Source organism: Bifidobacterium eulemuris (genome assembly GCF_014898155.1).
Lineage (GTDB): Bacteria > Actinomycetota > Actinomycetes > Actinomycetales > Bifidobacteriaceae > Bifidobacterium > Bifidobacterium eulemuris.
In genome coordinates this window covers 1,724,745-1,739,102 of record NZ_CP062938.1, presented here as the reverse complement: position 1 = coordinate 1,739,102, position 14,358 = coordinate 1,724,745, and the positions used below count along the sequence as shown (strand labels likewise).

Sequence of the window (14,358 nt, the reverse complement as noted above, 5' to 3'; positions counted from 1 at the left end):
TTCGAGTTTGGTGTGTCGGGGTGTTGGGCCGGGCTTGGGTAGAACGATTGATTTTTGAGTTTGGTGTGCGAAATTGGCCTTGTCTGGCGAATCCGACACACCAAACTCGATTTCGCCTTCTTTGAGGCGACGTGAAACCGTAGTTTATGGGGTGCTTCGTCTCACAACGGCGATGTCACTTTAAATATACATTCTAAAATGTAATGTTAAACTTACATTATGGATATCGGGACAGCACGTAATGCCGGTGAGGCGCTGAAACAAGCTCGTTTGGCGGCCGCGATGACGCAGGCCGAACTTGCCGAGCGCATTCATGTCTCCCGTAAATGGGTTATCGACGTCGAGTCCGGTGCGAATACGTCTTTCCATTTCGACATGTATCTCAAAGCCATCCAAGTTCTGGGCGGCTCTATGACAATCGGTGGCGCAAGCGAGTCGACGGATGGCCAGAGGCGGTCCGCTGCAGGCGATGATGATCGAGACGCCGCCATCGCGGATTACTTCAATCGCCTAAGAAATCGTGAATCCCGTTACGAATCAGTGCTGGGTGGTGTGCGATGACCATGTCGTATTTGAACGTATATGTGGAGAACGAATACGCGGGGCGTCTGACTCAAGACGCGTCAGGGCGGAGAACATTCGCATACGATGCGAGTTATGCCGGTTCGCCTGTATCGCTGTCGATGCCTTTGCGCAACGATGCCTACCGTCAGAGAATCGTCGATTCCTTTCTATGGGGCTTGCTTCCCGACAGTGAAGAGGTGCGCAATGATATGGGTCGGCGATGGGGTGTAAGCGGTGCCAATCCGTTCGCGCTTTTGGAACATATGGGGCTCGATTGTCCTGGAGCGGTGCAGTTCGCCGCTCCAGGAGGTGACGCGATGACCATGCCGGAGCATTTGGTGCCGGTGAGCCGTGCGGATATTGCGACCAAACTCAAGGCGCTGCGCACACGAATCTCAAGGGACTGGGGCAGTGGTCGGGAACATTGGAGCCTTGGCGGGCAGCAATCCAAGTTCGCATTACGTAAGCAAGATGACCGGTGGTTTATTTGCGAGGGAGCCGCGGCGACCACTCATCTGCTGAAACCAGGAATCCCCGATCTGCGATTGCAGGCGTTGAATGAATTCGCATGCCTTTGCGTGGCGCGTGTCTTGCAGTTGGATGCCGCACATGTGGAATACGAGGAGTTCGAGGGCGAACCGGCCATTGTGGTTGAGCGGTATGATCGGCTGATTGATGCGCATGGTCGGGTGCTGCGAGTCCATCAGGAGGATTTGTGCCAAGCCTTGGGCATTCCGCCCTATAAGAAATATCAGAGCGAAGGCGGTCCCACGGCTGTTGACGTCATCTCGTTGTTCAGACGAATCGGTGGAGCTGATGTTGGGTATAACATCACGCAGTTTTTGCTTCTGCTGTTCTTCAACTATCTGATGGGCGCGCCTGACGCGCATGCGAAAAACTATTCCGTACTGCTGCATGACGGCGAGGTGCTTTTGGCTCCCGCATATGACATCGCATCAGGGCTGATGTATGGCGAGGATTATCGTTTCGCCATGAGCATTGGTGGCGAAAACCGTTTTGGATGGGTGGGTAGACGAGAGTTGCTCAAATTCGCGCAGCAGGCCGATGTTGATTCTGATGCATGTCTGCTGCTCATGCGGGATTTGGGCGAGAGGATTCCTGATGCGATGAGCGATGTGTTTCGTGCGCATCGGGACATCCCGGGTATGGATGAATTGCGGCAAGCGTTGGAACCAAAAGTCGTCGCCTTGTGCGAGTTGACGCTAGCCAATCTCTCGTACCGATAGGTGTCGGAGATCCTTGCGCCGCCGCTCAGGACGACGAAGCAGGCGGCTCTTGAAGTAACACAAAAAGGGACGCCCTTGGTGGGGCGTCCCTGGTGCAATGAGAGGAGAAGGATGGTTACTGCTTGTCGGCGGAGTCGGCGTCGTCTGACTGGACGGTGAGCGTCGCCTGCTTGCGGCGGCGCAGGATGCTGATCGTGGCGGCGGCGCACAGGGCCACCACGCCGATCGTCACCACGCCGTCAAGCGCGTACACGCCCCAGCGCCACAGCGGCGTCACCTTGACGATGGTGGAGTTGGCGGACAAGCCGTTCATCGCGTTCGAGCGGGACAGCGCGTAGCTGATATTCTTCGCGGCGCGCTGCATGTTGGCCACCACGCCGTCGGTCATCTCCGCGTCCGACAGCTTCCACAGCTCGTTGTCGGTGTTGAGCCACAGATCAGTGCCTGCCTCCAGGCCTTCGCGCAGATCCTCGTAGGCGAACACGGAATACGAGGCCTGGTCGGTGACCACGAAGCCCTTGAATCCCCACTCGTCGCGCAGCGTGTTGGTCAGCAGGCCCTTATGGCCGCCGGTCCAGCGCGAGCCGATGCGGTTCATCGAGGCCATCATCGCGGAGGCGCCGCCCTCGCGCACCGACATCTCGAACGGCTTCAGGTACAGCTGGCGCACGGTCTGCTCGTTGGCGAACACCGCCAGTCCCATACGGTTGGTCTCCTGGTCGTTGAGCGCGAAATGCTTCACCGTGGAGACCACGCCCTTCGAGGCCGCTCCGGCCACGACCTGCGCGCACAGGTCGCCTGAAAGGAACGAATCCTCGGAGAAGTACTCGAACGCTCGTCCGCCGTAGGGGGAACGGTGGATGTTGCAGGCCGGACCGTACCACACGGCCACGCCGAGGGCGATGCTGTCCTCGCCGATCGCGGCACCGAAGCGTTCGGCCAGATCGGCGTTCCAAGTCGCGGCGATCACCACTTCAGGCGGGTATCCCATGCCGTTTTCACCGCCGACCAGTGTGGAGGAGATGCCGGCGGGGCCGTCCTTATCCACCGTGGCCGGAAGCTGGGTGGAGTCCACCGACTTGGTGGCGTAGCCGCCGACGCGCACCAGCTCGTCGAGCTCGTCGACGCTCATCTGCTCGATCAGCGCGTCCCAGGCCTCGTCGTCATAGTCGGTGTCCATCAGCATGGACACGTTGAGCTCCCCGTAGGAGGAATTCTGCGTATCGGTGACCGGCGTGGACTCCGGTTCGGTGGTGGTCGTGTCGACGGCCAGCGCGTCCACGAACTCCTGCGGCGCGGTCCAGGTGCCGTCGGCGTAGGTGTCGGGCCAGGTGCCGGTCCAGTCGGAACGGCTCAGGTAGGTGAAGGAGTCGTCGTAGGTGGTCAGATCCACGTCCTCGAACTGGTTGGTGATCTCGTTGCCACTGGCCGCGGAGGTGGCGTACGTGCGGTTGTCCTGCGTATGCACTGTGGTTTTCGCCGCGAACGAGGCGTCGCCTTCGGCGTCCATGCCGTCGTCCACGCCATAGCCCTTGGCCGCCAGAATGTTGTTCAGCGCCTCGTGCACGTCGCTGCCGGCCGCGAAGTAGTAGTCGCCCGCGTCGACGATGTAGGTGCCTTCGCCCTCGGCGTCGTAGACCTTCATCGACTCCTTGTCGACATGCACGGTGACGGTTTCGCTTTCGCCGGGCTCGATCTCGCCGGTTTTGGCGTAGCCGACCAGCTCGGCCGAAGCCTTCTCGATGCCGTTGTCCTTGTCGTAGTCGGTGTAGGGCGACTGCATGTAGACCTGCACCACATCCTTGCCCGCCACGTCGCCGGTGTTCGCGACCGTCACAGACACGTCGAAGCCGTCGCTGGTTTCGTTCATCTCATAGTCGCTCCACTCGAAGTCGGTGTAGCTCAGGCCGTATCCGAACGGGTACGCCACCTGCGTGGTGTAGTCGTAGTTCGCGGCGTCCTCGTTGCCGAGCACCACATCCTCATAGCGGGTCTCGTAGTAGCGGTAGCCCACGTAGATGCTTTCGGCGTAGGCCATGTAGTTGGTGGAGAAGGCCTCCGTGCTGTTGGTGATGGTATAGGATCCGGAATTCGCCATGGACGGCGCCGACGCCAGGTCGGTCGCGTAGGTGTCGGGCAGATGTCCGGAGGGATTCACGGTGCCGTTGAGCACCTCGCCCACCGCCGTGGCGCCGGTCTGGCCGAGCGCGCCGATCCACAGCACCGCGTCGACGTCGTCGCTTTCCAGGGCCTCCAGCTCCATCGGGTTCTGCGTGTTCAACAGCACCACCACGGTGTCGAAATGCTCGGCGGCCATCTCAAGCATCGCGCGCTCGTCATCATCCAACTGCAGATAGGTGTAGCCCGACGCCAGCGGTTCGGAGGGCAGATCCTGGCTTTCGCTGCCGGAGCGGCCGATCACCACCACGGCGGCGTCATCATACGACGAGAAGGAGTCCAGCACCTCATCCGTATACACGTCGACCGGCACCTCGTTCACCGCGAACTCGCCCTCGCCATACGAATTGGTGGCGGTTTTGCGATAGTCCTTGCCCGCGCCGTTCTCGTAGAAATCGACCAGCGTCTGGTTCACATCGAAACCGGCGTCCTCGAAGGACTGCAGCAGTGTTCCCGCCTGGGAGGCATCGATGGAGCCGGCACCGCCGCCTCCGTACACCGTGTCGACGGAGTTCTGTCCCAGAACGGAGATCCTCGCGCCGGTGGCCAGCGGCAGCGCGTCGTTTTCGTTCTTCAGCAGCGTCGCGCCCTCACGCGTGATATCCGTGCCGATCTCTCCCAGCGCGGCCTCGCGCTCCTCGTCGGAGGCGTAATCCGATGTGAAATGTTCGGTGGTCTCATTCTCCGCCGACACCACTTTGGAGGTCGGCTGGTTGAAATACACCGAGATCAGATCCGAGTATTTGTTGGCGTACACGTTGCCGATGGCCGTGGCCACCGCCAGAATGACCGCGATGACGATCATGCCTATGGAAACCGGCAACGGCAGCGGTTTCTTGCCTGTGCGCTGCGAATCGTTCATGATTCACTCCTTGCTCTCATAGCGTCTTCCTTCATTGGAAGCGGGTGGTGCCATCGTAAAAAATCCGGACGCGGGCGAACGCCGCTTTGTCGCGAACAACCGATTTTGGACGTGAACACCCCGTGCGGGCCAGCGCATGCGGGGAACGGACGCTACCATGGTGGGTGGTGGCATAGGCCACGCCAAAGGAGGTGAGCGGGCATGCGGGAGGCCATGCGCATCGCCATCGCGGACGATGAGACGCGGATGCGCGAGACCCTGCGCGACTATTGCCGGCGGTATGCGCACGAGCATACGCTGGAACTGGATGTCGACGATTTTCCCAGCGGGGACGCGCTGCTGCTCGACTACGAACGCGGGCGCTACGACATGCTGCTGTTGGATGTGGAGATGCCCGGCGCCGACGGATTGGACACCGCCCGTCGGATCCGCGCTCTGGACGAGGATGTGACCATCGTGTTCGTCACCAATATGGCGCAGTACTCGATCAACGGATATGAGGTGGCGGCCGCGGACTATGTGCTCAAACCGCTGTCGTACTACGATTTCGCGCTGAAATTCACCAAGGCGAGGCGTCTGGCTCACGGCCGCGCCGACGCCGTGGTCGCCATCGACACCGTCGACGGCATGCGTTCGGTGTCGGTGGGCGACATCCATTACGTCGAGGTGCTCGACCACTATCTGCTGTTCCATACGGTCGAAGGCGTGCACAAGGCGCGCGGCAGCATCAACGGGCAGGCGGAGGCGTTGGCGCCGCACGGCTTCTACCGCATCCACAAAAGCTTCCTCGTCAATCTGCGGCATATCGACACCCTCGCCGCATCGACCGTCACCTGCGCCGGCGCGACGCTTCCGGTCGGCAGAACCTACAAGGCCGGACTGATGCAGGCCTATCTCACGGCGATGAGCGGCAGGCCGCTATGAGTGGTCTGTTCCCCTGGAATCTGAGCACCGTGTGCACGTTCTTCAGCGCGTTCCGCTTCGTGTTCACCGTATTGGCCGCCGTGTGGATCTTCTCGCGCGGCGCGCCGAAACGGCGCTGGTATCGGGGCCGCCTGGCCGTCTGTCTGCTGCTGGGCGTCGGGCTGTCCGTGATCCAGCCGATCGGGTTGGTCGCCACCTCCGGCGGAGGCTGGGGCGGCGTCAGTCCGTTCCTGTTCGCGCGCGTCTGGATCTTCCTGACGTTCCTGTGGGCGCTGCTCGTCGTGGTCTGCTGCCGCGACATCTCCTGGACGAATGCGATGTCGCGTTGGCTGCTGGGCGTATGCGTGGAACGGTTCGTCACCGCCTTCGTGCACAACTGGCTGTTCGTGGTGCTGCTGCCGCAGTTCAGCGACCGGCATCCGTTGGCCTATATGGCGATCTGCGTGGTCATCTACGCGCTGTTCCTCGCATTGGCCGCCCGGTTCATCGCACCGGTGTTCGATCGCGACATCATCCCCTCCGGTCAGGAGGATTGGCGTCTGTGCGCGCTGTATGTGGTGAACTACACCATACTCAGCGCCATCTCCGGCATATCGATGAGCATCAACGAACGGCATGTGCCGAATCTGCTCGCGCGCATCGGCCCCGACGAGGGATTGGACGTCATCCAGCGGTTCAGCGCCACCACCGCCGGCGTGATCGCCATCGTCATCCTCGTGTTCCAATACACGATCTACCGCACCGCCACACTGCAGCAGGAAAGCGCCATGCTCAATCTGCTGGCCGAACAGAAGACGAGGCAGTACCGCACGCTCACCGAGAACATCGACTTCATCAACCACAAAACGCACGACCTCAAACATCAGGTGGCGGCGCTGGAATTCGCCGGCGACGAGCGGCGCAGACAGATGGTGCGCGAGGTGCAGCAGGCGTTGAATCTGTACGATTCGATCGCCAATACCGGCAACGAGGCGTTGGACACGCTGATCACCGAACGGAATTTCTTCTGCACGCAGCACGGGGTGCGTCTCTCCTGCATGCTCGGCGGCTGCGATTGGGATGCGATCGACGTGGTGGATCTGTACACCATGCTCGGCAACGCGTTGGATAACGCCATCGACTATGTGATGCGGTTCGACGATCCCGACAAGCGCGTGGTGTCGGCCAGCGCGCGCCAGCACGGCGATCTTATCGTCATCTCCGTCGACAACCATTTCGAGGGGGCGGTCGAGATGAGAGGCGGTCTGCCGGTCACCACCAAGGCCGATGCCGCCTCGCATGGTCTCGGCCTCAAAAGCATCCGCCATATCGCCCGTCGATACGGCGGCGACATCCTGGTCACCGCCGAACCGCCGGTGTTCACCGTCCAGATTTCCCTCGTCGCCTCGCGGTCGTGAATCCACCGTTGCGGACTGGGTTGTGCGGCTTCGTTTGTGATGATGAGGGGCATACAGGCCGGGTTCTCGAGTTTGGTGTGGCGGGGTGTCGAGCCGGATTCGGGTAGAACGATTGATTCTCGAGTTTGGTGTGGAAAATTGGCTTCGTCTGGCAAATCCGACACACCAAACTCAATCTCGTTTGGTGACTGGATCGTCTGCAAGGTGCCCGCATTTATGGTTGCTACGCCTCCAAAAGCCAATCCACGGCGTTGACGATGCGAATGCCTTGTTCGGTCGTTCCGGCGCTGAATCTGTCTAGAGTGAGCACCATGCGGGGGTACGCGTCGGACAGCCCAAGCAGCGGCCGCAGTTCGCGCGCGCGGGTCGATTCCTCGAGCATGCTGAGCGTGACCTGTATGTAGATGCGCTCGTCGGCCCGTTGCGCGACGAAGTCGATTTCGCCATCCGATGTTTTGCCGATGCTGACGTCATAGCCGCGGCGCTTCAGTTCCATGAACACGATGCCCTCAAGCTGGGCGCCGTGGTCGGAATCGGCGAAATGATTGACGAGGTTCCGCAGTCCGTTGTCCACCGGGTAGAACTTGCGCTGGGGGCGGAGCAGCGCCTTGCCTCTGACCGCGGTTTGCTCGGCGTCGTAGATGGCGAACGCGTTTTTCAAAGCCTCGATCTGGTTTTCCATGGTGGTGAACGTCGTGCTCACACCGGAGGATTTGAGCGCGTTGTACACATTCCATGATGAGAACAGATTGCCGGATGTGGAGAACAGATAGCGCGCGATTTTCCTCACGGTGGCGGCGTCCCGGAAACCGTATCGCTGGATGACGTCCTTGTTGACGATGGACTCGTAGACGTCGTTGAGGGCGCTGATGATGCGCGGCTGATCCTGGATGTCGTCGTTCACGAACACGGGCATGCCGCCATATCTCATATAGCGCTGGAACAGGTCGTCGTCGGTCGTGCCCCACCCGGTTTCGCGAAACTCCTTGAACGATAGTGGGTATACATGGATCTGCACATACCGTCCGGTCAGATGGGTCGCCAGTTCGCCGGAAAGCAGCGTCGAATTCGAGCCGGTGATGTAGATGTCCGTGTTGGGGCGTGCCTGCAGTTTTCTGACCACGAGTTCCCAGCGGGGGATCTCCTGCACCTCGTCGAGCAACACGTAGAACGGTCGGCTGTCATCGCTGGCGGTGATGGCCTTGCGCGCCTCATCCAACAGGGTTTCGGCGTCATAGTCGATGGGCAGCCAGATATCGTCGAGTTTTCTGGAGAAGATGTTGTGTTGCGGAACGCCGTCGTCGAGAAGGGTTTGTTCCAGCATGGCGAGCAATGTGGATTTGCCGCATCGCCGCACGCCTGCCAGTATTTTGACGAAACTGGTGTCCCGATACGACAACACTTGCCGGAGCAAGTCGTTCCTTGCGATGCGCATGGTCCTCGTACCTCCTCCATACTGGAGTTTTCGCTACTTTCAGCTCAATAACTTCAGTATACTGTAGTTTCTTATAAAGATACAGCCCAAACTTTAGTATGCTGAAGTTTTGATTTGTCTCCAGAAGCGGCAAACGTGGAGATGCGCGCCACGGTGGTCTACTACAGGACAGACGGCGCGTGGAAGGTATGAAGCCAGTCTCACGGAGGCGATCGCCATCTTGGGCGCGGTATTGTGGAGGGAGGGCGAACGACGCGTGCGAGGGAGCGGAGGCCGGGATGTTCAGAGTCGCTGTGGTCGAGGATGAGGATGATGCCGCCGACAAGCTGCTTGCCTGCCTGCGCCGGTACGCCGACGAGCATGACGGAATCGCGTTCGATACGGCGGTGTTCGAGGATCCGGTCGGGTTTCTGAAAACGTTGAGGGCCGGCGAGTGGGACGTTGTGTTCATGGATATCGAGATGCCGCATATGGATGGTATGGAAGCGGCCCACCGTTTTCGTGAGATCGACCATGACGCGGTGCTGATCTTCGTGACGAATATGGCCCAGTTCGCGGCCCAAGGCTATGAGGTGGATGCGTTGAGCTACATCCTCAAACCCTTCTCCGCGGCTGAAGTGGACCGTAGGATTGAGCGCGCCGTCCAGCTGCGCAACCGTGATGCGGAGTCGGTTCTTGTGGCGCACCGCGGCGGCACGCAGCGCCTGCTGCTGCGCGACATCACGTATGTGGAGGTGCATGGCAGAAGTCTGGCGTACCACACATCCGCCGGTGTGGTCACGGTGAACGGCAGTATGAAATCAGTGGAGGGCGAGCTTGGCGGGCGCGGATTCCTGCGGTGCGCCAACCCGTATCTGGTCAACCAGCGGCATATCGCCTCGGTGGGCGCCTCCGCAGTCACGCTCGCCGACGGCACGGAACTGCCGATCGGTCGCTCCTTCCGTCAGACGTTCCTGGAAGCGCTGGCCAAGGGTTATGGGAGGGGCCATGCTTCCTGACGCGCTGGCTGCGGTGACTGACATCGGATTGAACGTGGTGATGCCGTTCCTCAACGGCTTCATTTTCGAGTTGCTGCTGTGTGCCGGACTGTTCGTGTGGAAGTCCCAGAAGCGTCCGGGATTCGCGCTGCGGGCATGTGCGATGGTATCGGCGACCGTCGCGGTGGCGGCGGGCACGTACGTGTGGTTCCATTTCCCCTCCTATATGCAGTTGTATCGGGCCGCCGCGTCGTTGCCTGCGGCGGCTTCGGATATGTCCGCGTCGCATCGGTACGCATCCGTGATGCTGCCCATCGTGCGTTTCATCGTGCTGTATGCGCTGTGCTATCTGACGATTCGCATGTGTTTCGTCATCGGCAGGAGACTGGCGGTTTTCTATACCGCGGCCGCCGTGGCGATGCAGCATTTCGTGTACTGCCTGGCGTTGATCGTTGCTCGGATGCTGCCCGATCCATGGTCGGATGCGCAGCAATGGCAGGGTAAAGTCGCGTTCTTCGTATTGTCTATGATGACGACGTTCTTGGGATACCGGGTGTTCGTCCGTCCTTTGGAGCGGCTTCCCGAGCAGATGGCTGGTCACGGCGTGCTATTGCTGTTCGTGGGATTGCTGCTGTGCGTCAATGTGTTCTCCTGTCTGTTCGCCACATTCCAAGGACTCCCCGACGGGGTGACCACGCTGATCATGCTCACCCGATTGGTGACCTGCGCGTTCGTGCTGGCGCTGCTGGCCGTAATCGCCGGGCGGGAATCGGCCGAACGCGACGGCGCGGTGCTGCGCAGTCTGCTCAGCCAACAGCAATCGCAGCTCGCCGCCGACAAGGAGACCATCGACCTGATCAACATCAAAACGCATGACCTCAAAAAACAGCTCACCATGTTGGGCGGGCGAATCTCCCAAGAGGAGATCGACGAACTGAACGGGCTGGTCGGCATCTATGATTCCGCGGTGCGCACCGGCAACGAGGCTCTGGACGTGCTGCTGGCCAATAGGTCGCGGATCTGCGAACAGCGCGGCATCCGGTTCGAGCGTATGATCGACGGCTCCCGAATCGGCTTTATGAAGCCCGCCGATATCTACGCGCTGTTCGGCAACGCTCTCGACAACGCCATGGAGGCCGTCAGCGCGATCGACGACCCGGACCGCCGGTATATCGACATGTCCGTATGCGAGCAGAAGGGCATGCTGCTGATCCATGTCGAGAATCCGTATGAGGCCGACCTGCTGTTCGACGACGGCCTGCCGCGAACCACCAAATCGGACCATCGCTACCACGGGTTCGGCATGCGTTCGATGCGGATGATCGCCCAACAGTATGATGGCGTGCTGACGGTTGACGCCGCCGATGGGGTGTTCTCCGTGGACATACTGCTTCCGCTGCAATAGGAGGTCGACGCTGCCCCGCCGGGTGTCTCTGCGTCATCCATAACGCGAAATCTACAGGTTATTCGAAAACCGCTTCCGCCTGTTTTCACGCTCGCACAATGGAGTCATCAGCCTGATGCGAGGTGGCATGCGGATTCTCCGACGAATGGTACGTCGCCGAACGCGGGCGTTTCCGGCCGAAGTTGGTCGGAAGACCATGAGACAAGGAGACGAACATGAACGGGAAAACGCTCGCTCTGGTCGGCCGCATCGTCAAAACCGTGGTAAGCGTGCTTTTGGCGGTGGTGCTGGCCATAGCCATGATGCTGGTGAATTCGCTGGTGCCGCAGTACAGCAAGATGGGCAACTCATTCATCGGAGGCATCAACCAGCATTTCGACAACTCCGCCGTGGATACGACGAACGTCGATCTGGACTACAACAAGGCCGACTACGACAGCGAGTCCATCAAAGCCGCCGAAGACGAGATGGCCGAGCAGATCGCCGGCGAAGGCACCGTGCTGCTGAAGAACGACGACCAGACGCTGCCGATCGAACGCAGCCGCACGCTCAGCTTCTTCGGCGCCAGCAGCGCGGGCGGTCCCAGCACGATGTCCAGCGCGGGCTTCGGTGGAGGCGCCACGGTGACCTCCGTGTTCTCTGAAGATGGGTTCTCCGTCAACCAGACGTTGGCGGACTATTACGAAAACGGCAACGGCAAGGACTACGGCCTCGCCTCAGGTTCCATCAGCTTCGGCGACGACGAGGACTTCAGCATCAACGAGGCGCCGCTGTCCGCGCTGGAAAGCGAAGCCGGCCTGCTCGACTCCGCCGAGGGCACCCTGCCCGTTTTCGTGTTCAGCCGCGTCGCCGGCGAGGGCCGCGACATGCCGCGTTCCATGGTCAACCATGCCGACAATCCGGAGGATCAGGCGAAAACCTATCTGGAACCCGACTCCACCGAGCTGGAACTGCTGGACTATCTCAACTCCAACTTCGACGAGGTGGTGCTGCTGGTCAAATCCAACGCCACGCTGGATCTGGACTGGGTGGCGGACTATCCGAACATCAAAGCCATCGTCTATTCGCAGGAATTCACCACCGCGCTGCCGAAGATCTTCGCCGGCGACATCAACCCCTCCGGTCGCACCGTCGATACCTACGCCACGGACGCGCTCGCCTCACCGGCCGCACAGAATTTCGGCGACTACCAGTACGTCGATGAGAACGGCGAGCTGACCAAGTACAACTATGTGACCTACGAAGAGGGCATCTACGTGGGCTACAAATACTATGAGACCCGTTACGAGGACGCGGTGCTGGGCCAAGGCAACGCAGGCGACTACGACTATGCCACTGAGGTGCTCTACCCCTTCGGATACGGCCTGAGCTACACCGAATTCGAGTGGAGCGACTATGAGCTGACCCGCGACGGCGACGAGTTCACCGCCGAAGTCACCGTGACCAACACGGGCGACGTGGCCGGCAAAGACGTGGTGGAACTCTACACGCAAAGCCCGTACACGGGCTACGACAAGGCGAACAAGGTGGAGAAGCCCTCGGTCGCGCTGGTCGGCTACGGCAAGACGGACGAGCTCGCCCCCGGCGAAAGCCAGACGGTCACCGTCACCTTCGATAAGGAGCAGCTCAAGTCCTACGACTACACCACGGCGAAAACCTACATCTTCGACGCGGGCGACTACCGCATCACCGCCGCCTCCGACGCGCATGCGGCCATCAACAACATCCTGGCCGACAAGGGCATGACCGCGGCGGACGGCGTGGTCGGCGAGGTCGGCGATCCCGCTTTCGTGGAGACCTACACCGCCGAGAACACCGATGTGGACGTGACCACCTACGCGAACGATTCCGACACTGACGCCGAAGTGACGAACCTCTTCGACGACGCCGCGGGCGACGCCACGTACCTCACGCGCAACGACTGGGTCGGCACCTTCCCCACCCACGACGGCGAAGCATCCGACGTGGTGAGCACGTGGGGCAACGAGGTCAACGGCGAGAACGCCGACGGCACGCCCGCGTCATACCTGTGGGTGAAAACCGCCAGCGACGAGCTTCTCGCCCAATTGGACGGCACCGACTCCGGCACGCCCATCGACCGCGATTCCATCACCGACACCCCCGTGTACGGCGAAGAGAACGGTCTGAGCCTGATCGACATGCGTGGACTCGACTTCGACGACGCGCAATGGGACGATCTGCTGGATCAGCTGAGCGAAGAGGATTACGAATCGCTGCTGCTGGACGCGGGCTACGGCGTCAACGCCATCGAATCCGTGGGCAAGCCGTTCAACATCGACGCCGACAGCGCGGCGGGTCTGGTGTACGGAGGCACCGGCAAAACCTTCCCCGTCGTCATGATGCTTGCGCAGACCTGGAACCAGGAGCTGGCCGAGGACTACGGCGAGATGATCGGCAATGAGGCGCTGCTGGGCGGCGCGGACGGCTGGTACGCGCCCTCCATGAACATCCACCGCACCCCGTTCTCCGGGCGCAACGGCGAGTACTACTCGGAGGACGCGTTCCTCTCCGGCACCGTCGCTTCGCGCGAGGTCTACGGCGCCGCGACCAAGGGTGTGTACGCCTATATCAAGCACTACGCGCTCAACGACCAGGAGAACCACCGCGGCGACCGCGAAGGGCAGTACGGCCTGGCCACCTGGTCCAACGAGCAGGCGATCCGCGAGATCTACTTGAAGCCCTTCGAAATGTGCATGAAGGTCGATGACGTCGAGCTCAATTATGTTCAGCGCAACGCGGACGGCACCTATGAGAACGCCACCCGCACCACCCCCGCCAGCAAGGCCGTGATGTCGGCGTTCAACCGCATCGGCGCCACCTGGACGGGCGGCTCCTACTCGCTGATCGGCGGCGTGCTGCGCAACGAATGGGGATTCCAGGGCATGGTGATCACCGACAACGCGAACACCGGCGTGTTCATGAACGGTTACCAGATGTGGGAGGCGGGTGCCGACACCAAGCTCACCCAGCAGGTGATCGACCCCACGGGATACGAGCCCGACTGGACCGATTCGGCCACCTACAAGTACGCCCGTGACGCCGCGCACCGCGTGCTGTACACCGTCGCGAACTCCAAGGCGATGAACGGCGCCATGCCGGGCAGCGAACTCAAGCAAGGCATGTACACGATCACCGTGGTCCAGATTGTGATCAACGTGGTGCTGGCGCTGCTGATCGCCCTGCTGCTCTTCTTCTCCGTGTGGCGTTGGCTGCCGAAGACGATTGCCCGCAAGGCCGCGCGCAAGCAGGCCCGCCGCGACCGCAAGGCCGCGAAGAAGGCCGCGCGTCTCGCCAAGGCGGAGGCCGCGCAGTAAGTAAACGTACCTTTCCGTTTCTCTCCGCAAGGGG

9 protein-coding genes are annotated in these 14,358 nt (G+C 61.0%); 7 read left to right on the top strand and 2 right to left on the bottom strand.

All coding sequences use genetic code 11. The features are described from left to right. Nucleotides 1–219: 219 nt before the first annotated feature. Together BE0216_RS07505 and BE0216_RS07500 are read left to right on the top strand one after the other, a co-directional pair. Complete coding sequence (locus tag BE0216_RS07505; protein WP_094637515.1) at nucleotides 220–561, top strand: helix-turn-helix transcriptional regulator; 342 nt, start codon at nucleotides 220–222, stop codon at nucleotides 559–561. Further along, nucleotides 558–1,811 carry a type II toxin-antitoxin system HipA family toxin gene (locus BE0216_RS07500; protein ID WP_094637516.1) on the top strand — a complete coding sequence of 418 codons (1,254 nt, stop codon included), beginning with the start codon at nucleotides 558–560 and terminating at the stop codon, nucleotides 1,809–1,811. Before BE0216_RS07505 ends, BE0216_RS07500 begins: the two co-directional genes overlap by 4 nt. Nucleotides 1,812–1,926: 115 nt before the next feature. Here the strand turns inward: BE0216_RS07500 and BE0216_RS07495 are convergent, their stop codons facing one another. After that, complete coding sequence (locus BE0216_RS07495) at nucleotides 1,927–4,851, bottom strand: glycoside hydrolase family 3 C-terminal domain-containing protein (protein WP_094637517.1); 2,925 nt, start codon at nucleotides 4,849–4,851, stop codon at nucleotides 1,927–1,929. A gap of 201 nt (nucleotides 4,852–5,052) precedes the next feature. On the opposite strand from BE0216_RS07495, the gene BE0216_RS07490 reads away from it, so the two are divergent. Together BE0216_RS07490 and BE0216_RS07485 are read left to right on the top strand one after the other, a co-directional pair. Continuing rightward, on the top strand, nucleotides 5,053–5,775 hold the full coding sequence (locus tag BE0216_RS07490) for a LytR/AlgR family response regulator transcription factor (protein ID WP_226805734.1): 723 nt from the start codon (nucleotides 5,053–5,055) through the stop codon (nucleotides 5,773–5,775). Next, nucleotides 5,772–7,172, top strand: a complete 1,401-nt coding sequence (locus tag BE0216_RS07485) for a GHKL domain-containing protein (RefSeq protein WP_094637518.1) — start codon at nucleotides 5,772–5,774, stop codon at nucleotides 7,170–7,172. Before BE0216_RS07490 ends, BE0216_RS07485 begins: the two co-directional genes overlap by 4 nt. A gap of 223 nt (nucleotides 7,173–7,395) precedes the next feature. On the opposite strand, the gene BE0216_RS07480 is transcribed toward BE0216_RS07485, so the two are convergent. Then, on the bottom strand, nucleotides 7,396–8,586 hold the full coding sequence (locus BE0216_RS07480; RefSeq protein WP_226805733.1) for an ATP-binding protein: 1,191 nt from the start codon (nucleotides 8,584–8,586) through the stop codon (nucleotides 7,396–7,398). A gap of 299 nt (nucleotides 8,587–8,885) precedes the next feature. Here BE0216_RS07480 and BE0216_RS07475 point away from each other — a divergent pair, with 299 nt between their 5' ends. The 3 genes from BE0216_RS07475 (at nucleotide 8,886) to BE0216_RS07465 (ending at nucleotide 14,324) form a co-directional block, all read left to right on the top strand. Continuing rightward, nucleotides 8,886–9,605, top strand: a complete 720-nt coding sequence (locus tag BE0216_RS07475; protein ID WP_094637520.1) for a LytR/AlgR family response regulator transcription factor — start codon at nucleotides 8,886–8,888, stop codon at nucleotides 9,603–9,605. Beyond that, the gene (locus BE0216_RS07470; protein ID WP_094637521.1) at nucleotides 9,595–10,989 is read left to right on the top strand and encodes an ATP-binding protein; all 1,395 of its coding nucleotides are present in this window, start codon (nucleotides 9,595–9,597) and stop codon (nucleotides 10,987–10,989) included. The genes BE0216_RS07475 and BE0216_RS07470 overlap by 11 nt, the downstream gene beginning before the upstream one ends. Before the next feature lie 215 nt (nucleotides 10,990–11,204). Further along, the gene (locus tag BE0216_RS07465) at nucleotides 11,205–14,324 is read left to right on the top strand and encodes a glycoside hydrolase family 3 N-terminal domain-containing protein (RefSeq protein WP_094637522.1); all 3,120 of its coding nucleotides are present in this window, start codon (nucleotides 11,205–11,207) and stop codon (nucleotides 14,322–14,324) included. Nucleotides 14,325–14,358 lie beyond the last annotated feature (34 nt).

Excerpts from the sequence above, each read along its gene's own strand:
- BE0216_RS07505 (WP_094637515.1), top strand. The coding sequence starts at position 220 with ATGGATATCGGGACAGCACGTAATGCCGGTGAGGCGCTGAAACAAGCT.
- BE0216_RS07465 (WP_094637522.1), top strand. The coding sequence starts at position 11,205 with ATGAACGGGAAAACGCTCGCTCTGGTCGGCCGCATCGTCAAAACCGTG.
- BE0216_RS07495 (WP_094637517.1), bottom strand. The coding sequence starts at position 4,851 with ATGAACGATTCGCAGCGCACAGGCAAGAAACCGCTGCCGTTGCCGGTT.
- BE0216_RS07490 (WP_226805734.1), top strand. The coding sequence starts at position 5,053 with ATGCGGGAGGCCATGCGCATCGCCATCGCGGACGATGAGACGCGGATG.
- BE0216_RS07500 (WP_094637516.1), top strand. The coding sequence starts at position 558 with ATGACCATGTCGTATTTGAACGTATATGTGGAGAACGAATACGCGGGG.
- BE0216_RS07470 (WP_094637521.1), top strand. The coding sequence starts at position 9,595 with ATGCTTCCTGACGCGCTGGCTGCGGTGACTGACATCGGATTGAACGTG.
- BE0216_RS07485 (WP_094637518.1), top strand. The coding sequence starts at position 5,772 with ATGAGTGGTCTGTTCCCCTGGAATCTGAGCACCGTGTGCACGTTCTTC.
- BE0216_RS07475 (WP_094637520.1), top strand. The coding sequence starts at position 8,886 with ATGTTCAGAGTCGCTGTGGTCGAGGATGAGGATGATGCCGCCGACAAG.